Genomic DNA, 20257 nt, shown 5'->3' with positions numbered 1-20257 from the left:
TTATTTTTTTCTTGTAAGTTTGGCAACAACTTCACAACGTGCGGTTTGTGGAAACATATCAATAGATTGAAGATAATCAACCTTAAAAACTTTGGTCAAGCTTACCAAATCTCTTGCCAATGTAGAAACATTACAAGAAATATATACAAGTTTTTTAGGTGGAAAATTCAAGATTGTTTGAAGCAACTTTTTATCTAAACCAACTCTTGGTGGATCAACAATGATACCATCTGGTATAAATCCCTGTTCTAACCACTTAGGTAATAGCTTTTCTGCATTTCCAACTTCATAATAAGTATTTGTTGCATTAACTTTTTTTGCATTTTGTTTAGCATCTTCTATAGCTTGTGGAATAGTATCCATTCCACGTACCTCTTTTACCTTCCTAGCAATACTTATTCCAATAGTACCAACACCACAATAAGCATCAATAATTTTATCACTTGGAAGAGGATCTAATGCCTTAATTGCCTCACCATATAAAATTTCTGTTTGTTTAGGATTTAATTGGAAAAAAGCTCGTGAAGAAAGCCTAAACGTTACTTGATTGATTTTTTCCTCAATTTGATGTTCTCCCCAAAGGTGAATAGTTTCCTCACCCATGACAACTGAAGTTTTCTCATTTTGAATATTTTGCATTATCGAGATAACCTCTGGTCATTTTTGAATGATTTCTTGTATAATTGCTAATTTATTTGGAAATTTTTTTGACTGAGTAATAAAGACAACTTGAACTTTACCTGTTTGTATACTATTACGAACCATTAAAGTTTTAAAAATTCCACTGTTTTTTTGTTCATTATAAATAGGGAGATTATAATTGTTTAGAATTTTGATAATTTTTTGTATTATGTCGTTAATAACAGTTTGTTGTACTGGACAATTGTCAATAGCTACAATTTGATGCGATCCTGCTTGATATAAACCACTATAAATTTTATTGTTTGTTTGTGCTAATTGGAATTGTGCTTTATTTCGATAATTCCAAGGATTTTTCATTCCAAGTGTTTTATGAAGTGGGTAATTAGAATAATTTTCTGGTTTAAATTTTGCCAAAGCTTGCTTCAATAAATCTCGTTTGAAAATTAATTGTGCTTCATAAGATAAATGTTGGAGCTGACAACCTCCACATGTTTCATAAACTGGACAATCCGGTGTTATGCGTTCTGGTGAATTTTTATGTATTTTTTTAATGATTCCCTCTGCAAATTTTGGAGTGATGACAACGATCCTAACATCAACTTCCTCTTTTGGTAAAGCATTTGGCACAAAGACAATAAATTGTTTATAGTAACCGATACCTTCTCCATTAATACCTAGACGTTTGATTTTTAATCGAATAATTTGATCAATTTTTAGTTGTTGCACTATTGATTTCTTCCTTTTTTCTTTTGTTTTTTTTATTTTAACATAATTTTACTAGTTTAGCTTTAAAGGATTCTATGATATAGTAGAATGTATGTTCTTATACCGGGGTGAGACAGATGACGGATACAATTACACATATTACAAAGGACAAACCACCATTTTATTTACTAACTCTTTCTTCTGGAAAGATTTTACACGTATCGGAAGATACGTTGATTAATTATCTTTTATTAAAAGGACAAGAGATATCTGATGAATTGATCAATCATATTGAAAAATCTAATCACTTTGATAGTGGGTTGGAATTGGCACTTAATTATTTAAGTTATCAATTACGTTCTGAAAAAGAAATTTTTGATTATTTAAGACAAAAAGAATATTCAGTGACTGATTGTCAAAAAATTATTGAACGATTAAAACAATTACAATTGATTAATGATAAAACGTATAGCGAAAGCTATGTAAGAACAGCTATTCAAATGTGTGAGAAGGGACCACAACTCATTCAACAATATTTAAAAAAGAAAGGAATAGATGAAACACTCATTCAACAGGCACTATTTATTTTTACACCAGATGAACAAATAAGTATTGCAAATCATATTGTAGAAAAATCTATTAAACGTTATCAGAATAAGAGTTTTAAAGAAGCCATTCAAAAAATAAAAGTTTATTTGTTTCAGCGAGGATTCAAAAGTGAAATTATTGATTTAGTTATGGATAATTTTCAGCTTGAAAAAGATGAAGAACAAGAAAAGAAATTGCTAAAAAAATATGGTGATCAGTTATGGGAAAAAAGTCGGAAACTTGGATTAGCAAAACAACAAATAAAGGTCAAGCAAGGATTATTTCGAAAGGGATTTGATTATGAATTAATCCAAACCTATATAAATGAAAAAGAATTAGAGGAAGAGAATGATGAATAAAGCATTATGGAAAACATGGAATCATTCGACAATTGATCATTTTCAATCAGATTTTCTACATTGGTATGAATTGGAGAAAAGGAATTTACCTTGGCGAGTCAATTTAGATCCTTACCGTATTTGGATATCAGAAATTATGCTTCAGCAAACAAGAGTAGATACAGTTATTGATTATTTTTATCGATTTATGGATTGGTTTCCTACTATTTATGACTTAGCCAATGCGCCAGATGATAAATTGTTAAAAGCTTGGGAGGGGCTGGGTTATTATTCAAGAGCAAGAAATTTAAAGATAGCTGCCCAACAAATTTTAACTGACTATGATGGCAAAATGCCTGATTCAATAGATGAAATCCGTAAACTAAAAGGAATAGGACCTTATACTGCAGGCGCTATTGGAAGTATCGCTTATCATTTACCAGAACCAGCAATTGATGGAAATATCATGAGAGTAGTGAGTCGACTTTTTAAAATTGATGCTGATATTACAAAAGCAAATAGTCGAAAAATATTTGATGAAGCCATGCGGACAATTATGGATAAGGAAAGACCTGGTGACTTTAATCAAGCAATGATGGATTTAGGATCTGCTATTTGTACACCAAAAACACCTAAATGTGAAAGTTGTCCTATTCAAGCTTACTGCTTTGGATTTAAAGATCAATCAATGTTAAACTATCCAGTCAAAACTAAAAAAGTAAACCAAAAGATGTTTATTATATAGGTACAATTATTGAAAATAAAAATAAAGAATTTTTAATAGAACAACGTGGTTCAGAAGGATTGCTAGCGAATATGTGGCTTTTTCCAATTGAAGAAATATCAAAACAACAATTTACGTTTCTTCAAAAAAATTGGGTGAAAGAGACTGTGGAACAACTAACTTTGTCTATCGATAAAGAGGAAGATATTTTGGTAGCTGAAGAAATTATACCAGAAATTTTAGCGAAAAAAACACAAGTAGTTTGGCAAAAACGTTCTTTAGGAGAGGTTACTCATGTTTTTAGTCATCTAAAATGGCATATTCTAGTTTTTTATGGTCGACTAATAGGATCAAATTCTAATGAGGATAATCAATTATTTGTGACGGAACAACAATTTAATGACTTTGTGTTTCCTAAATCTCAAAAAAAAATGATTGAGTTATTAAAAAAGCAAAAGAAATAAAAATCAATATATTATATTAGAAATAAATTGAATTATTTATTGAATAAAAAGTAAATATAAATAAAATAAACTCCCTAGTATGCAAAGTTAAAAAGTATGATATACTTATACATGATACCAATGCAGAGAAGACCCGACCAATTATTTCTGCTTATGGGGAAAGTTGGGATATTTATGGGAGTTCCAAAGGAAGGCGAGTTTATAACTATTCAAAGTTATAAACATGATGGACATTTACATCGAACATGGCGTGACACAATGGTACTAAAAACTAGTGAGTATTCTTTGATTGGTGTAAACGATCATACATTAGTAACTGAATCTGATGGTCGAAGATGGGTAACTCGTGAACCAGCAATTGTTTATTTCCATCAAAAATATTGGTTTAACATCATAGCGATGATTCGAGAAAGAGGAATTTCGTATTATTGTAACTTGGCTTCACCTTATTTATTAGATGAAGAAGCCTTAAAGTATATTGATTATGATTTAGACATTAAGATATTTCCAGATGGTGAAAAAAGATTGTTGGATGTTGATGAATATGAATTTCATAGTGAACGAATGAACTATCCAAAGGAAATTGATATCATTCTTAAAGAAAATGTCAAAATTTTAGTCAGTTGGATGGATAATCATTTAGGACCATTCTCAGATGCTTACGTAGATATTTGGTATCAGCGTTATCAACAGTTATTAAAGCGATGATTGATGTGATGTAGTTTGATAAAAGTGAAAGAGAGATTTTTTTCTCTTTCACTTTTATCATTTCAATTATTTATAAATTTTTTTCCATCGGTAGATGCTTGATACCTGCTTCTAAGAAAGCTTTACCCATTTGTTGATAATCTAACTGATGATAAAAATTAACTACTGGTAGCTGAGCGTTTAAAGTGATTTGATGATAGCCTTGTTCTTTGGCAAATGTTTCAGCTGCTTTAATTAAAATAGTCCCATAATTTTTTTTCGATAGTTGGTTTCCACTGCGACTCTTTCTAATTTGATTTTTCCATCTTCCAATGGGCGTAATCTACAGGTAGCTATTGCTTTCTTGTTACTCAAATAAAGCACAAAATGAATACTGATTGCTTCATATTTATCTATTTCGATAGCTTTAGCTATATGTTGTTCATTTATAAAAACGTGCTGCCTTATTTTTAAGGCATCTATATAGGTATCACTAGTTGTATCTTTTGTATGAACTACTTTCATATAGAGCAACCTTCTTTCTAGTTTTTGTTTGACAACTTAGCTATACATGAAATAAAGATAGAAAAAAATATTATTCATTTAAAAATAGATGAAATAGATTAGAAAAAACTATCTATTGAATGAAGAAATAGATTTATTCTAACCGATGTTATTTATTATAGGGGGGATTATTGATTGCTTGATCAATTGAGAAAATCTAAATTGTTTTTTTGGTCTTTAGAGTTATTAATTATTGCTGCCTTTATTTTTATTTTAACAAATTTGAATTTTTTGTTTGAACCAATTGGCACATTTTTTTCAACTTTATTTGCACCAATTTTAATTGCTGGTTTCTTTTATTATGTTTTGAATCCAATTGTAAATATATTGGTGAAAATGCGAATAAAACGTCTTTATGCTATTCTTTTGGTTTTCTTGCTTTTATTTGTTATTATTCTTTTTGCTTTGGTGAGTATTATTCCAAGTTTGGCCAAGCAACTTGCTAGTTTGGCTACAAATATGCCTGATTTTTTTGCTCAGGTAAAGACATGGGTATATCATATTGCTGGTTTACCAATTTTTAGACAGGTCAATTTAACGAGTTATATTGATAAATTAAACATTTCCTATGGAAAAATTATTCAACAATTTTTAAGTGGATTATCCAGTCGTTTAGGTATGATTGTTTCTACAGTGACCTCAACGACCATTACAATTATAACTGTTCCATTTATCTTATTTTATATGTTAAGAGATAGTAATCGGGTAATTCCAAGCATACGTCATTTTTTACCGTCCAAGCGGCGCGATGAACTTATCCAACTTTTAGATCAAATGAATGAAACCTTGGCACATTATATTAGTGGACAGGTCATTGAATGTCTTTTTGTAGGTACATTTACTATTATTGGTTATTCTCTATTGGGAGTTCGTTATGCTTTCTTATTTGGGATTATTGCTGGATTGACAAATCTTATTCCCTATATAGGTCCCTATCTTGGACTTGCACCAGCTGTTTTGGTTACAGTGTTTAGTGAACCATTTAAAGCTATCTTATGTTGTATAGTTGTTATTATTATTCAGCAAATTGATGGGAATGTTATTTATCCAAATGTAATTGGAAAGTCACTAAAAATTCATCCACTTACAATCATTTTAATTCTATTGGTTGCAGGTAATCTAGCAGGGTTATTAGGAATTTTTCTTGGTGTTCCTTTTTATGCAATTTGTAGAATTGTTTTTATTTATTTATTTAATGTAGTAAAAACAAGTCGATTAGAAAAAGTAACTTCTGAATTTACTGGTAATGAAAACCAGCTAATTGGGAAAAAACAAAGTGATGAATAATAATTGAATTTGTTGGTTAACTATGGTACGATTTCACCGTGACTGCATAAAAACAGTTACATTGCTATCGTTTATTACTTTTAAGGAGAGAAAAAATTATGAACAATGCTGACCCTGATAGTCAGTCGCTTATTTTACAAATTTTATTATTAATTATTTTTACTTTATTCAATGCTCTTTTGTCAGCTTCTGAATTAGCTGTAGCTTCTGTAAATCGGAACCGTATTGAGCAAAAAGCAGAAGAGGGAAATGTAAAGGCAAAAAAACTATTGGGTATTCTTAAAAATCCAATTAATTATTTATCAACGACACAAATAGGTATTACTTTAGTGACCATTGTATCGGGAGCGTCATTGACAGAATCGCTATCTGGTCGATTGGCAGTTGTTTTTGGTAATACGCCACTTGCTAAAAGTCTTTCAAGCATTTTTATTTTAGTATTATTGACATATATAGCAATTGTATTTGGAGAATTGTATCCTAAAAAAATCGCATTAAATCGACCTGAAGAAGTATTGAATTTCACTTCTATATTGATTACAGTGCTTGGATTCTTTACACAACCATTTGTTTGGTTACTGTCTGTTTCTACAGACTTATTGACACGAATAACACCGATAACATTTACTGATGAAAATCCAAAACTATCTAGAGAAGAAATTCGATATATGCTTGAAACAGAAAGTAGTTTGGATAACGATGAAATTGAGATGCTTCAAGGAATATTTTCTTTGGATACAAAGGTTGCTCGGGAAGTAATGGTGCCAAGAACTGATACCTTCATGGTTGATATTCAGGATAATGTGCCAAAAGTTCTTAATGCAATTTTAACTGAAAATTATTCAAGAATTCCTGTTTACAAAGAAGATAAAGATAAGATTGTTGGTATATTACATACCAACAATTTATTAAAAGCGGCTTATAAAGATGGATTTGCGAATATCGATTTAAGGAAACTTTTACAAGAACCCTTATTTGTTCCTGAAACTGTCTTTATTGATGATTTACTCTATGAGTTAAAACGAACACAAAACCAAATGGCTATTTTACTAGATGAATATGGTGGTGTAGTTGGTACAGTGACCTTGGAAGATTTGCTTGAAGAAATTGTCGGTGAAATTGATGATGAATCCGATGAAATTGCAAATCTTTATTCAAAGGTAAATGAACATGAGTACCTTATCCAAGGGAGAATGTTAATTGACGAATTTAATGAAGTGTTTAAAACAGATCTCCATATGAATGATGTAGATACAATGGCAGGTTATCTAATCACTGCTTTAGGAACTATTCCAGATGAAAAAGAAAAGCTTTCTTTTAATGTCAATAATTTAACGCTAACTTCTGAACAGGTGGAAGGTACACGGTTACTTGTTTTAAGAGTTATTTTTCATGATCATAATGTCGATGAAGAACCTGGGGAAAATCATCGCTAGAAGTATCAAGAGAATGTAGAACATATTTAGATGGCAGGTTTTATCCATCGATAAATAGAAAAACAAATAGTTAATATTTGCATCATTCTTAATATTGAGAAAAGTTATTGGGTTATCTTCTTGTTCTCATTTATAAAATGTCAGACTGAGTATTAATACCTCAGTCTCTTTTTGAGTTTTTTATTTAATTCGCTTATTTCAGAAAAGTTAATTAAAAGAGTTATATTTTAAATACTGAGTTTTCTTTATTCTATTTTTAACTCATGCTATACTAGCAAGAGTTGAAAATAGTTGCACTTTCATAACAAAAATGAACGATTAAAAATGAACGATTATTAAATTTTTTATTTTAAACCATTTATATAAGGAGAAAAAAATGAGTATAGATCAAAACAATGAAGTAGACAGCAGAAGAACTTTCGCTATTATCTCTCATCCAGATGCCGGAAAAACAACAATGACTGAACAATTATTATTATTTGGTGGCGCAATTCGTCAAGCTGGAACTGTTAAAGGCAAAAAAACTGGTAATTTTGCAAAATCTGATTGGATGGAAATTGAAAAGCAACGTGGGATTTCGGTAACTAGTTCTGTTATGCAGTTTGCCTATCAAGGAAAACATATCAATATTTTGGATACTCCAGGACATGAAGATTTTTCAGAAGATACCTATCGTACATTAATGGCCGTTGATAGTGTAGTTATGGTTATTGATAGCGCTAAAGGAATAGAAGCACAGACAAAAAAACTATTTCAAGTAGTGAAAAAAAGAGGGATTCCGATCTTTACTTTTATTAATAAGCTTGATCGTGATGGAAGAGAACCTTTAGAATTGTTAGAAGAATTAGAAGAACTTTTAGATATTGAATCTTATCCAATGAATTGGCCAATCGGCATGGGAAAAGGATTTAAAGGTATTTATGATATTTATAATCAAAGAATAGAAATTTATCGTCCAGAAACAAGTAATAATGAACGGTTTATTCCCTTAAAAAATGGTGATATTGCTAGTGATTTACCTCTTCATCAAGACAGTGTATATCAACAAGCATTAGAAGATATTGAATTGCTTGTTGAGGCAGGCGATGCTTTTAATGAAGAAAAAATTGCTAAGGGTGAGCAGACACCAGTATTTTTTGGTTCTGCTTTAACTAATTTTGGTGTACAAACCTTTTTAGAAACATTTTTAAAGTTTGCACCTGCTCCTTATTCGCATAAGACTACAACTGGCAAGGAGATTAGTCCATATGAGAAGGATTTTTCTGGTTTTGTATTTAAAATCCAAGCAAATATGAATCCCGCTCATCGTGATCGGATTGCTTTTGTCCGAATCTGTTCAGGAACTTTTGAAAGAGGAATGGATGTTACACTTGAGCGTACCGATAAGAAAATTAAATTAAGTAATGTCACTCAATTTATGGCTGATGCAAGACAAACGGTTGATCAAGCAGTTGCAGGTGATATTATTGGTATCTATGATACAGGTAACTATCAAATTGGTGATACGTTATACCAAGGAAAATTAAATGTTGAATACGAACCATTGCCTTTATTTACACCTGAATTATTTATGAAAGTAACAGCAAAAAATGTGATGAAACAAAAATCTTTCCATAAAGGCATTCATCAACTTGTACAAGAAGGAGCTATCCAATTATATAAAACTTATTTAACTGATGAATACATTATTGGAGCCGTTGGTCAACTACAATTTGAAGTCTTCCGCTATCGTATGTTGAATGAATATAATGCAGAAGTTATTATGACACCAATGGGAAATAAGATTGCTCGTTGGATTTCACCGGCTGATTTAGATGAAAGAATGAGTTCTAGTCGTAATATTTTAGTAAAAGATCGGTTTGATCAACCCTTATTCTTATTTGAAAATGAATTTGCCATGTGTTGGTTTGCAGATAAATATCCAAAGGTAGAACTAAAAAGTTTGATGTAACATTTTAGATTTGCCGTTTTTAGTTTTGCTGAAGTAAGATAGATATATTAATAGATTGTTCTTCTCTTATCCATTGAGGTAAGAGAAATTTTTTATTATTAATCATGAAAAATTATTTTATTTCAGCTAATTATAGATCAGAGATAAGATTTAGGAATTTTATTCTTAAATGGATTATTTTTATTAAATATTTAAGAATAATTAATTAAAAATTACTAAGTATCAGAAAAAATTTGATTGTAAGCGTTGTTAAAACCAATAAACATCTTGCATTATTTTTTTTTCACGGTAAAGTGATAGGAGAAGGAATAATAGAGGAGAGAGAATAGTGTTTACACCATATGAAATTTTAGAAATTAGTATTGATAATGGAAAGAAAAAAATTGAAAAACCGCTACTAGCTAAATTGATTTTAGGTTTTATTGGTGGCGCAATGATTTCATTAGGTTATTTAGCCTATATTCGTGTGTCTGCTTCCATTCCAGCAAATCTAGCAAGCATTCAAGCATTAATTGGGTCTTCTGTCTTTCCAATCGGATTGATTGTCATTTTAATGGCTGGTGGAGAGTTAATTACAGGAAATATGATGGCAGTTAGCTGTGCTTATATGGGCAAGAAAATTTCTTTAAAAGATTTGATAATAAACTGGTTTACAATTACTTTTGCTAATATTGTTGGTGCACTTTTTGTTGCTTATTTTTTTGGTCATATTTTAGGATTAACACATACTGGTGTCTATCTTAATCAAGTTCGATCCTTAGCAGAACACAAGGTGGAAGCTTCATGGGGACAAGCAATTATATCAGGAATTGGCTGTAATTGGTTCGTTGGTCTTGCTTTATGGCTCTGCTATGGCGCAAAAGATGCAGCGGGAAAATTGCTAGGAATTTGGTTTCCAGTCATGATCTTTGTAGCCATTGGATTTCAACATAGTGTAGCAAATGCATTTGTTATTCCAGCTGCTATTTTTGAGGGAGATTTAAGTTGGCTTCGTTTTATACAAAATTTTATTTTTGTTTATATTGGTAATATTATTGGCGGTAGTATTTTTGTATCAGGTTTTTACTATTTAAGTTATAAAAAGCATTAATACTTTACTTTTTCCATAGTCTAAACAACTATGGAATTTTTTAATATAAATATAGAAGGTAATATTCAATACTGAAAAATATTTATATAGAAATGTTACTTAGGATAAACTATCATTATTTATACGATTAAAGTGAACAACTGTTTAGCAGATTTGTTCACTTTATTTATAGAGACATTTAATCTGTTGTTTGTTAGATAGCTATATGATTATATCTTATTAAAATTGTCTATAATATATTTATATATTGTTTAATATATATAGATAAATAATACTATAAAATAGTTATTATTCATGAGATAATTGAAAGGAAATGTTTTATAAGTAAGTTAGATTAGAATAAATGAATTACAAATAAAAAATGCACGAACGAATTTTCGTATATTTACTTAACCAATTCAATAGAAAATGATAAAATAGAAAAAAGTTCAAACGATTGTGAGAAAAATTATGAGAATTTTACATACAGCAGATCTTCATATGGATCGTACATTTGAAGGATTGAAAAATCTTCCTGAAGTCATTATAAAAAAATTACAGCAGGCAAATCAGACATTGATAACAAAAATTGTTAATAAGGCAATAGCTTTAGATGTTGATTTAGTTATTTTTGCTGGCGATAATTTTCATCAAAGCCTTACGTCTATTCAGATGCAATCATTGTTCATTAATGAGTTAAAGCGACTAGAGGAAGTCAATATACCTGTAGTATTAACTTTTGGTAATCATGATTATTATAATAAGGATCGTTATTGGTTTGCTTTTCCTGAAAATGTTTTCGTATTTGCTAGTGAACAGGTAGAAACAATTCATTTATTAAGCAAACAAAAGGAAACAATTGCAATTTCTGGTTTTAGTTATGAACATCCTTGGATTAATGAAGATAAATTAACAAATTTTCCAATAAGAGATTCAAAAGCAGCTATTCATATTGGTATTTATCATGGTGATTCAATAAGAGGCAGTGAACAAAGATATGCTCCCTTTTCTTTAAGTGAGATGAAAGCTAAGGGATATGATTATTGGGCACTTGGGCATATCCATCAACCACAAATTCTCAGCACAAAACCACTGATTGCCTATTCAGGCACACCACAAGGACATACAAAAAAAGAGCGAGATGTCAAGGGAATTGCAATTGTTGAATTTAATCAAGCAAAACCAACTCTCAAGTTTGAGTCGGTGGCTGAAGTTTGTTGGCATAAATGCAATTGTTCATTGGAAACATGTCAAAGTCTTCAAGAAGTATTGTCTTTTTTAATGAATTATTTAGCACAAAAATTTATAGATATTGAACAATTCTGTTTGGTAGAATTGCAGATTAACCATATCGAGCACCTTAATGAAACATTTCAAATAGCAATAAAAAATAAAGAACTTTTAAGTTATCTGCATGAGGCATTGTTACAAAATCAATTGAATAATTTATGGATTACAGATGTTGTTATTAATAATAACCAAAAAGATGATAAATATTACCTTAATGCAACTTCTGAGTTAATTCACCAACTCGCAAAAAATTATTTGCAACCAACAATTTTTTCAGATATAACAAGAGAGTTAACAGAAAATCCAGTAGGATCAAAAATTCTTACGATTGATGAAAAATGGCGACAACAATGTGTGGATCAAACATACAAAAAAATTTCAGAGGATTTTATTATTCAGGAGGATCCTTCATGAAGATAACAGCAATCGAGATTGTGGGCTTTGGTAAATGGCAGCAAAAAAAAATTAATTTTACTGAAAACAACCAACTTGTAAATGGAAAAAATGAAGCGGGAAAATCGACTATTTATCAATTTATCCAAACCATTCTATTTGGATTTCCTGCAAGAGGAAAAAAAAAGAGAGAATTTTTGCCCAAAAATGGTGGTGCTTATGGTGGTAGATTATGGATTAAACATACTACTTATGGAATTATCCAGATTGAACGTTTTAAAGACAAAAATAAAGGACAAGCAAAAGTTTATTATAATGGACAGGTAGGGGATGAGAAAAAGTTAGAAGAAATCCTTTATCCACTTACAAAAGAACTCTTTCAAGAAGTCTTTACTTTTCAGCAAGAACAGTTAAACGAATTAGGAAAATTAACAGAAGAACAATTGCAGACATCGTTGTTAGCTCTTGGTATCTCAGGTAGTCAGAATCTATTAATAAAAAAAGCTGAATATCTTAAGACAGCACAAATGATTTATCGTGGAAAAGGAATTCAACCACCCTTAAATCAACAGTTGAAGAATTATCAACAATTGCAAGAAAAAATTAACCAACAAGAAGAACAGCAATATTCATTTCAACAAATAACAAAGAATATTAAAGAAAAACAAACGCTTATCCAAAATAACCAACAGTTGATTACTAAAAAGAAACAAGAGCTAGCTAAGGTAGAAAGTAAGAAACAAAATTTTGCTATTTATAAAGAGCTTCAAACGTTGAAATCTCTTGATGAACCAATAACTATTAATAAGCAAGATTGGCATCAATTAGAAGAAGGCTATCAGAAATATCAATTTTTAACCAGTCAGTTATTGGAACTTGAGCAAAAAGAAGTCAAAAAAGAAGTAGATAAAAAATTAATTGATGATTACCAATTTTATTTAAAAGAAGAAGAGACAATTCAATCTTTTTTGTCACAAAAAAAGTTGATCAAACAGTTAATTTTAGATCAGGAATGGTTAGAGCAATCTTGTATTAAACATCAAAAAGAAATAGAATCTTTAGAAAAATGTTGGCAGTGGAGTCGAGCATATCCTCCCCAATTAACAATGAACGTGGAAGGAATTCAAAATTTAAAAAAACAGTTATCTGAATATAAAAAACATGCACAACAGTTACAAAATCAACTAGAAATAAAAAAAGAAGAACTTAATGTCAAGGAAAATAGTTTAACTATTTTTGAAGCTGAACATCAAGAAATGTTTCATCCAAAAATCATAACAAACAAGCAGAAAAAATATTATTTTTTGGGAATTTTTGGTGTTATTTGTATTCTTTTTATTAGTTTTTTATTGCCAAATCCAATCAAGTATTTTGGCTTAATCGTTGAAATATTTCCTATTATGTTTATTTTATATACATTTAAAATGAAAACAAAGAATCTGTTAAAAGAGGAAAAAAAACAATGGCAGGAAAAACTTTCGCAAATTGATTATTTAAATGAACAATTACACGTCTTACAGGAACAATTACAACTTATTAAAGAAAAAGAAAAACAATTAATGCATAATATTAAACAACAGGCAAAAGCAAATCATTTAGGGAGAATGGATCAGCTTGATTTTTGGATAAATCAAAAACAAGATATTGAACGCTATCATTTTCTGATACATACCATTGATGATTTAACGATCCAACGTAAAGAGAATGCAGCCTTTGTTCAACAGTTTATCAAACAGATCAATCAGCTAACCGATTATTTACCACTTCAAGGTAAGTCATTAGATGAACAATTAGAATTTATTAATAATTTTGCTGAGCAGATGGAAAGTTTTCGTATAGCTGAAGATGATCAATTAGATAAATTAAAAAACATACAATAAATGAATTGAAAAATCAAAAACAAGAGTTATTAGATTCATTGCAGCCTTTATTGATTCGCTATCATATTTCTTCTGTAACTATGATTGAATCTAAGTTAAAATATTTGCGTAAACGACAAGCACAAAAAAGACATCAATTAGAATTAGAATCTATGGTGACAGGAATTTTTGAAAAGAAAGAAATCATAACAAAAGAAGAGTTAGCTACTGAGTTTGAACGTTTAAACGGGGAATTGAACGAGTTAATCAATCAAACACAAGATTTAAGAAAAGATGAACAAAAACTACTTTATGCTAAACAACAATTTCTAACAAATGGTTCTTTGGATGAACTTTATCAGCAACAAGCAGATTTAAAAGCAGAAATAGATGAATTGGCACAGGAATGGACCATTAATCAATTAGCGGGTCAATTATTGATGGATCTGTTAACAGAGCTATCAGATAAACAATTGCCTGCATTGATGAAGCAAACTTCCTATTATTTTCAATTATTAACTGCCGATAACTATCAAACTGTACAAATAATTGATAATGTAATTTATGTTATTGACAAAAATTCACAATATTTTACTATTTATGATCTTTCATCTGGAACAAAAGATCAATTAATTATGGCTGTTCGATTTGCTTTTTTATCCTTACAAGAAAAACCTCTTTGCCCAATCATTATTGATGATGGTTGGTTACATTATGATGAAACTAGAAAATATCAATTAGCAATGTTATTTAAAGAATTTGGGAGAAAATATCAAATCATTTGTTTTTCTTCTGATCAAGAAATGTTAAGCTATTATCAAGAGTTAAGTCAACCAATTATTTATCTAGAAGGAGAAAAAAATGAAAAAACTTCATGAATTAAGTGTAGACGAATTGTTTGAATCCTATGTATTGATTAAAGTGGCCGAAATACGTGTAGCTAAAAATGGCAAAAAATTTATCGCATTTACATTTCAAGACACCTCTGGCACAATTGATGGAAAATATTGGGATGCTTCAGAGGAAGAAATCAATCATTTTGTTTCTGGACAGGTAGTATTGTTGAATGGTAAAAGAGAGAATTATCAAGGAAGACCACAGATAAAGATTATACATATGCGCTTAGCACATTCAGATGAGCCGAACCAACCGGAGTCTTACATGGAACAATCCCCTTTGAAAAAGGAGGATATGCTGCAAGAAATTAATCAGCAACTATTTGAAATTACCAATCCGAATTGGAATCGCATTGTTCGATATTTATTAACAAAATACCAGCAAGAATTTTATCAATTTCCAGCAGCTAAAAAAAATCATCATGCATTTACTGGTGGATTAGCTTATCATACTCTCTCAATGCTTCGTTTAGGTAAATCGATTTGCAATGAATATCCTATACTAAATGCCTCCTTACTTTATGCAGGAATTATTCTTCATGATTTAGGTAAGGTAATTGAATTATCTGGAAATCTGACAACCGAATATACCTTATCTGGAAATTTGATTGGCCATTTGGTTTTAGTCGATGAAGAAATCGCAAAGGCATGTATTTCACTTAAAATTGATGAATCAACAGAAGACGTTATTCTTTTAAGACATATGGTACTAGCACATCATGGACTCTTAGAATATGGTTCACCAGTACGTCCAAGAATTATGGAAGCTGAAGTTCTACATCAAATTGACACAATGGATGCTTCTATTCAAATGATGAAACAGGCAATTCAACAAACAGAACCTGGTAAATATACAGAACGAATTTTTGGAATGGACAAACGCAGTTTTTATGTGCCTAAAACGATTTGAAGAATTTAACTTTGAATAAAATAGTTAATACTAATGAATGATCTACTGTCTAAATTAATTATAAAAATAGCATAATTTGGTTTTGTTTTTAGTGTAGGATTTTTATTGAATGATTAAGACGTTGATTGTCTAAGTTATTGTTTATATGTATGATTGGTTAACAAATTATAAATAAAAAATACAGAGAATAATTTATTCTCTGTATTTTTTATTTAATCTTATTTATTAGAATTTTTTGTTTTAGCGTTGTCTTTTACATCTTTAGATTGGTTATTTGAAGATTTGTTTGATGAATCATTTGTTTTTGTGAAGTTTGCTAAAATATTTTTGAAAGCATCATCTTTGATTTTGACATTTGCATCTTTTAATTCATCACCAATGACTTTTGTAGTAAATGCTTGGTCATTCATTTTTGTTTGTTTGGCAATTTTCTTTAATTCTTTATTATAAGGTTTCATATCATTGCCTTTAGCTTTGTTTTTATTCATCTTAACTAAATAATAAGAAGATTGGTAAGTAGAACTGTTTGTTGTTTGAATAGGTTCAGAAACTTCACCATCTTTTAGTTTGAATGCTGCATCTTTCACTTCTTGAGGAATAGATTGAGTTTGAGAATCAAATTTGATTTTACCACCGTCTTTTTTGGTTTGATTATCTGTTGATTTCTCTTTTGCAATTTTTGTAAAGTCTCCACCATCTGTAAGTTGTTTCTTAATATCCTTAGCATCCTTTTCAGCAGGAATTTGGATAATTTGAGCTTCTACTTCTGGATGGAATGATTTCCATGCTGTTTTCAAATCTTTGTTTGAGATTTTAATATGATCTTCTATACCTTTTTGGTAAGCTAAACCTTGTTTAATTGTTTTTTTGTATTCTTTTACTGTTTGACCATTTTGTTTTAAATAATCTTCAATAGTAGTTCCTTGCGCTTCTGCTGCTTTTGCAGTCTCATCGTATTGTTTATCAACATCTTTGTCAGATACTTTTTTGCCATATTTATCATCAAAAACTTTGTAAACAATCATTTGCATTACTTGCTGTTGACTTGATTGTTCATGTTTGATTTGATCATAAAAATCTTGAACGGTAATTGTTGATCCTTTCATTGTTGCGATATCTTCATTTTTATCAGATGATGAACACGCTGCGAGAGCAAAAACACTGAATACGCCTGCAGCAGCTAAAACTAATTTTTTCTTCATTTTATTAAGCACTCCTAGTTTTTTTAAATAATTTTCACATTAGTAACTATACCACAATTTAATTAATAAAAGAAAGTGAATTTCTATAGTTTCAAACAATCTTCATACTTCAATTAAAATTTTTTCGAAAAAATAGTTTGTTTTTTTAAAAAAAGATATTATTTAAATATTAAAATATTGTTAATAAAAATAATTCTATACTATCAATATTGTTAATTATTACGTTACTTTTCAACATTTAGGTATTCTGATTGAATCTTTTTAACTTGTTGTGTTGCCCGTTGTATACGTGGTTCCATTTGAAAATGATATCTTTCGATATCTCTAGTTAATTCTTTTGTTAAAATAGGAATAGTTGTCTTGCTTACCTCTTTTATTTCACCAATTGCCTTTTGTACGTTGATGATTTTTTCATGGGTATCTTGAACTGAATATATAAAATCAGTTGTACTATTTCTAATGTTTGTTCGAGTTTCTTTGCCAGAGTGTGGAGCAAGAAAAAGACCAGTAATAGTACCAATAGTTGAGCCGAATAATAATCCACTAGTTAATTTACGCATCATTTATTACCTGGCTTGCAATAGAATCAGCAATTTTTGTCATCAAATCAGGGGTATAGTCTTCTTGATGATTACCAAAATGAATTGAAAAATCATCCTTTTCTGTATAACGAGGAATTAAATGAATATGAGAATGAAAAACACTTTGGTAAGCCAATTCTTTATTATTGTTAAGAATATTAAGTCCCTTCATTGTTGGGAAAGTTTTTTCTAATGCTTTAGCAATCCTTGGCAGACATGAGAAAATAGCAGCTGCCATTTCTTGATTATAACTGAAAATATCAGAAACATGTTGTTTAGGAACTAATAATGTATGTCCTTCTGTTACCTGGGTAATATCTAAAAAGGCGTATACCTGATCATCTTCATAAATTTTATAGCCAGGAATTTCTTGTTGAATAATTTTACAAAAAATACAATTTTCCATTAATTAAACCTCTTTTCTTTACCATTTATTTTACTTTAACATACTTGTTTTATAAGTGGGAGAAAAAATATAAACGACTAGAAATGTTCATGGTATAATAAAAAAAAGTATGCTTAACTTTGGAGGAAAAAAATGAGTTTACAAATAGAACACTTAACAGGTGGATATGGCCATATTCCTGTTTTAAAAGATATTAATTTTGAAGTGAATGCTGGTGAAATGGTTGGTTTAATTGGATTAAATGGGGCTGGAAAAAGTACAACAATTAAAAATATTATTGGTTTGTTGACACCTCAAAAAGGAAAAATTTCAATTGATGGAGAAACATTGCAAACACAACCAGAAAGTTATCGAAAGAAAATTGGCTATATTCCAGAAACCCCTGCATTATATGAAGAGTTGACATTACGTGAACATATAGAAATTACTGCAATGGCATATGATATACCAAAAGATCAAGCTTTTAAAAGAGCAGAATCCTTACTGGAGACTTTTAGACTTGAAGATAAATTGGATTGGTTTCCAACAAATTTTTCCAAGGGAATGAAGCAGAAGGTTATGATTCTTTGTGCCTTTCTAATTAAGCCCAGTCTTTATATCATTGATGAGCCTTTTTTGGGATTAGATCCTTTAGCTATTCGTTCGTTATTAGAATTAATGGATGAGATGCGTAAACAGGGAGCTGATATTCTAATGTCTACCCATATTTTAGCTACAGCAGAAAAATATTGTGATCGATTTATTGTTTTACATGAAGGAAAGATTCGTGCAATTGGTTCTCTTGATAGATTGAGAAATGAATTCAATTTACCTAATTCTTCACTTGATGATATTTATGTTGCATTAACAAAAGAAGGAGAGAAGAAAGAAACCTATGAAAAATCTTTATAACACTCGTCTATCCTATCATTTGAAACATATGATGAAATATATGCGTTATGTACTAAATGACCATTTTGTATTAGTTTGCATTTTCTTATTTGGTGGTTTTGGATTTTATTATTCACAAATTTTAAAACAACTACCAAAAAATTTTTTTTGGAGCAGAATTATTGTTTTAGTGGTTTGGTTGTTGATGTTGCAAGTTGGACGGCTTGTAACGCTAGCAAAAGCAGCTGATGAAGTATTTATTTTACCAAAAGAAAAGAAAATGACAGACTATCTTAAGAAAGCTTGTCAATATTCACTCATTTTTCCATTTATTTTGTACATATTTGGTTGTGGAATCATGTTACCTTTGCTTGTTGTTTCAACCAAATTAACTTTTGATACGTTCTTTTACTTTTTAGTTATGTTTATTTGTTTAAAAATAGGCCATTTATTTTTACAGGAATATGGGTTATACCAAATTTCTTCATTTCATTATAGAATATGGTGGAGTTTATGGTTTATAATCAGTACAATAGCTATCTTTCTTAGTTTATATCTTTTTCCATATATAGGAAATTTACTGGCTTTTTTACAAATATTCATTTTTTATTTCTTATTGAAGAAAACACAAAATCAAGTATTGCTAGATTGGGAAAAAATGATTCAAAAAGAGAAAAATCGTATTTATCGTATTTATCAATTTATTCATCTGTTTACCGATGTTCCTGAGGTGACAAGTAGTATAAAACGAAGAAAGGTCTTTGACCCATTTCTTAACCAAGTAAAACAAAAATCAAAGAATACCTATCTTTACTTGTATATGCATAGTTTTATTAGACGTTCGGCTTATAGTGGACTGTTTATTCGTTTAGTCATTGTTGGCATGATTCTTTTATTTTTCATTCAAGAATTCTGGTTTGCTCTTGGCGTCTCTTTATTGTTTATCTATTTGATTGGATTCCAGTTAATTCCGATTTATACTCAATTTGACTATATGGTAATGGTACAATTGTATCCTGTTCCATTAGAGAAGAAAAAGAAGGCAGTGAATCAATTAATTACGGGACTTTTATTAATAGCTGTTATCTTGTTTGGAATTTGTCTATTGGTTGCCTTAGCGAATAAACTAGAGGCATGCTTTATTTTCGGTCTCTTAATAGTTGAAGTTTTAATTTTTTCTAAATGGTATGTGGCTTATCGATTAAAAAAAATCAACGATTAAATGATAGACAGGTCAATTAAATAAGAATAATTTATCTTAATAATTGAAATTTTATTGGTCTTTTAAGAGTTATTTTTTACAAAAAAAATAGTTAGTCAGTATAATAAATGTAGAAGAAATTTATAAAAGTTGTTTCATAAAAAATACTAGATAAAAAGTTACCAAAATTTATA

Annotated in this window: 14 protein-coding genes and 4 pseudogenes; 13 read left to right on the top strand and 5 right to left on the bottom strand. The window is 29.7% G+C overall.

All coding sequences use genetic code 11. The features are described 5' to 3' along the window. A pseudogene (rlmD, locus tag MPTP_RS07825) lies at positions 1 to 1371 on the bottom strand (23S rRNA (uracil(1939)-C(5))-methyltransferase RlmD). Positions 1372 to 1484: 113 nt separating this feature from the next. Here rlmD and recX point away from each other — a divergent pair. The 3 genes and pseudogenes from recX (at position 1485) to ntdP (ending at position 4169) form a co-directional block, all read left to right on the top strand. Further along, a complete protein-coding gene (recX, locus tag MPTP_RS07820; protein WP_013774602.1) occupies positions 1485 to 2294 on the top strand; it encodes a recombination regulator RecX in 810 nt (269 codons plus the stop codon). Beyond that, positions 2284 to 3461, top strand: a pseudogene (gene mutY, locus MPTP_RS07815) (A/G-specific adenine glycosylase). Before recX ends, mutY begins: the two are co-directional and overlap by 11 nt. A 174-nt stretch (positions 3462 to 3635) precedes the next feature. Further along, positions 3636 to 4169: a nucleoside tri-diphosphate phosphatase gene (gene ntdP / locus MPTP_RS07810; protein ID WP_013774601.1), complete on the top strand. Its 534-nt coding sequence runs from the start codon at positions 3636 to 3638 to the stop codon at positions 4167 to 4169. 70 nt (positions 4170 to 4239) lie between these two features. On the opposite strand, the pseudogene MPTP_RS07805 reads toward ntdP, so the two are convergent. After that, a pseudogene (locus tag MPTP_RS07805) lies at positions 4240 to 4673 on the bottom strand (GNAT family N-acetyltransferase). Between the two features lie 174 nt (positions 4674 to 4847). On the opposite strand from MPTP_RS07805, the gene MPTP_RS07800 reads away from it, so the two are divergent. From MPTP_RS07800 to MPTP_RS07770, 8 genes and pseudogenes are all read left to right on the top strand, one after another. Then, positions 4848 to 5999, top strand: a complete 1152-nt coding sequence (locus tag MPTP_RS07800) for an AI-2E family transporter (RefSeq protein ID WP_013774599.1) — start codon at positions 4848 to 4850, stop codon at positions 5997 to 5999. A 98-nt stretch (positions 6000 to 6097) separates the two neighbouring features. Further along, the gene (locus tag MPTP_RS07795) at positions 6098 to 7435 is read left to right on the top strand and encodes a hemolysin family protein (protein ID WP_013774598.1); all 1338 of its coding nucleotides are present in this window, start codon (positions 6098 to 6100) and stop codon (positions 7433 to 7435) included. Between the two features lie 376 nt (positions 7436 to 7811). Next, the gene (locus MPTP_RS07790; protein ID WP_013774597.1) at positions 7812 to 9386 is read left to right on the top strand and encodes a peptide chain release factor 3; all 1575 of its coding nucleotides are present in this window, start codon (positions 7812 to 7814) and stop codon (positions 9384 to 9386) included. Between the two features lie 328 nt (positions 9387 to 9714). Beyond that, a complete protein-coding gene (locus MPTP_RS07785) occupies positions 9715 to 10476 on the top strand; it encodes a formate/nitrite transporter family protein (protein WP_013774596.1) in 762 nt (253 codons plus the stop codon). Between the two features lie 450 nt (positions 10477 to 10926). Further along, complete coding sequence (locus tag MPTP_RS07780; protein WP_013774595.1) at positions 10927 to 12159, top strand: metallophosphoesterase family protein; 1233 nt, start codon at positions 10927 to 10929, stop codon at positions 12157 to 12159. Beyond that, complete coding sequence (locus MPTP_RS07775) at positions 12156 to 14018, top strand: ATP-binding protein (RefSeq protein WP_013774594.1); 1863 nt, start codon at positions 12156 to 12158, stop codon at positions 14016 to 14018. Before MPTP_RS07780 ends, MPTP_RS07775 begins: the two co-directional genes overlap by 4 nt. 488 nt (positions 14019 to 14506) lie before the next feature. Next, positions 14507 to 14875, top strand: a pseudogene (locus MPTP_RS10450) (ATP-binding protein); the annotation flags it as partial. Beyond that, complete coding sequence (locus MPTP_RS07770) at positions 14859 to 15803, top strand: 3'-5' exoribonuclease YhaM family protein (RefSeq protein ID WP_013774592.1); 945 nt, start codon at positions 14859 to 14861, stop codon at positions 15801 to 15803. The pseudogene MPTP_RS10450 and the gene MPTP_RS07770, both read left to right, overlap by 17 nt. Positions 15804 to 16021: 218 nt before the next feature. Here MPTP_RS07770 and MPTP_RS07765 read toward each other — a convergent pair whose 3' ends face one another. The 3 genes from MPTP_RS07765 to MPTP_RS07755 form a co-directional block, all read right to left on the bottom strand. Continuing rightward, entirely contained in the window at positions 16022 to 17005 is a 984-nt protein-coding gene (locus tag MPTP_RS07765; RefSeq protein WP_013774591.1) for a peptidylprolyl isomerase, read from the bottom strand. Positions 17006 to 17229: 224 nt separating this feature from the next. Then, positions 17230 to 17568 (bottom strand): YtxH domain-containing protein, encoded by a 339-nt coding sequence (locus tag MPTP_RS07760; RefSeq protein ID WP_231849638.1) that lies wholly within the window; start codon positions 17566 to 17568, stop codon positions 17230 to 17232. After that, a complete protein-coding gene (locus MPTP_RS07755; RefSeq protein ID WP_013774589.1) occupies positions 17558 to 17992 on the bottom strand; it encodes an HIT family protein in 435 nt (144 codons plus the stop codon). Before MPTP_RS07755 ends, MPTP_RS07760 begins: the two co-directional genes overlap by 11 nt. Positions 17993 to 18124: 132 nt before the next feature. Between MPTP_RS07755 and MPTP_RS07750 the strand changes: the two genes are divergently transcribed. Together MPTP_RS07750 and MPTP_RS07745 are read left to right on the top strand one after the other, a co-directional pair. Further along, positions 18125 to 18883, top strand: coding sequence for an ABC transporter ATP-binding protein (locus tag MPTP_RS07750; protein ID WP_013774588.1), 759 nt, complete (start codon positions 18125 to 18127; stop codon positions 18881 to 18883). After that, complete coding sequence (locus MPTP_RS07745) at positions 18867 to 20084, top strand: ABC transporter permease (protein WP_070209689.1); 1218 nt, start codon at positions 18867 to 18869, stop codon at positions 20082 to 20084. Before MPTP_RS07750 ends, MPTP_RS07745 begins: the two co-directional genes overlap by 17 nt. The last annotated feature ends 173 nt before the right edge of the window (positions 20085 to 20257 follow it).

It is taken from the genome of Melissococcus plutonius ATCC 35311, assembly GCF_000270185.1.
In the GTDB taxonomy this organism is placed as follows: Bacteria; Bacillota; Bacilli; order Lactobacillales; family Enterococcaceae; genus Melissococcus; species Melissococcus plutonius.
Note: the sequence above shows the minus strand (reverse complement) of the source record. Positions and strands in the feature narration are given on the sequence as shown.

Excerpts from the sequence above, each read along its gene's own strand:
- recX (WP_013774602.1), top strand. The coding sequence starts at position 1,485 with ATGACGGATACAATTACACATATTACAAAGGACAAACCACCATTTTAT.
- ntdP (WP_013774601.1), top strand. The coding sequence starts at position 3,636 with ATGGGAGTTCCAAAGGAAGGCGAGTTTATAACTATTCAAAGTTATAAA.
- MPTP_RS07795 (WP_013774598.1), top strand. The coding sequence starts at position 6,098 with ATGAACAATGCTGACCCTGATAGTCAGTCGCTTATTTTACAAATTTTA.
- MPTP_RS07790 (WP_013774597.1), top strand. The coding sequence starts at position 7,812 with ATGAGTATAGATCAAAACAATGAAGTAGACAGCAGAAGAACTTTCGCT.
- MPTP_RS07780 (WP_013774595.1), top strand. The coding sequence starts at position 10,927 with ATGAGAATTTTACATACAGCAGATCTTCATATGGATCGTACATTTGAA.
- MPTP_RS07775 (WP_013774594.1), top strand. The coding sequence starts at position 12,156 with ATGAAGATAACAGCAATCGAGATTGTGGGCTTTGGTAAATGGCAGCAA.
- MPTP_RS07770 (WP_013774592.1), top strand. The coding sequence starts at position 14,859 with ATGAAAAAACTTCATGAATTAAGTGTAGACGAATTGTTTGAATCCTAT.
- MPTP_RS07765 (WP_013774591.1), bottom strand. The coding sequence starts at position 17,005 with ATGAAGAAAAAATTAGTTTTAGCTGCTGCAGGCGTATTCAGTGTTTTT.
- MPTP_RS07760 (WP_231849638.1), bottom strand. The coding sequence starts at position 17,568 with ATGATGCGTAAATTAACTAGTGGATTATTATTCGGCTCAACTATTGGT.
- MPTP_RS07755 (WP_013774589.1), bottom strand. The coding sequence starts at position 17,992 with ATGGAAAATTGTATTTTTTGTAAAATTATTCAACAAGAAATTCCTGGC.
- MPTP_RS07750 (WP_013774588.1), top strand. The coding sequence starts at position 18,125 with ATGAGTTTACAAATAGAACACTTAACAGGTGGATATGGCCATATTCCT.
- MPTP_RS07745 (WP_070209689.1), top strand. The coding sequence starts at position 18,867 with ATGAAAAATCTTTATAACACTCGTCTATCCTATCATTTGAAACATATG.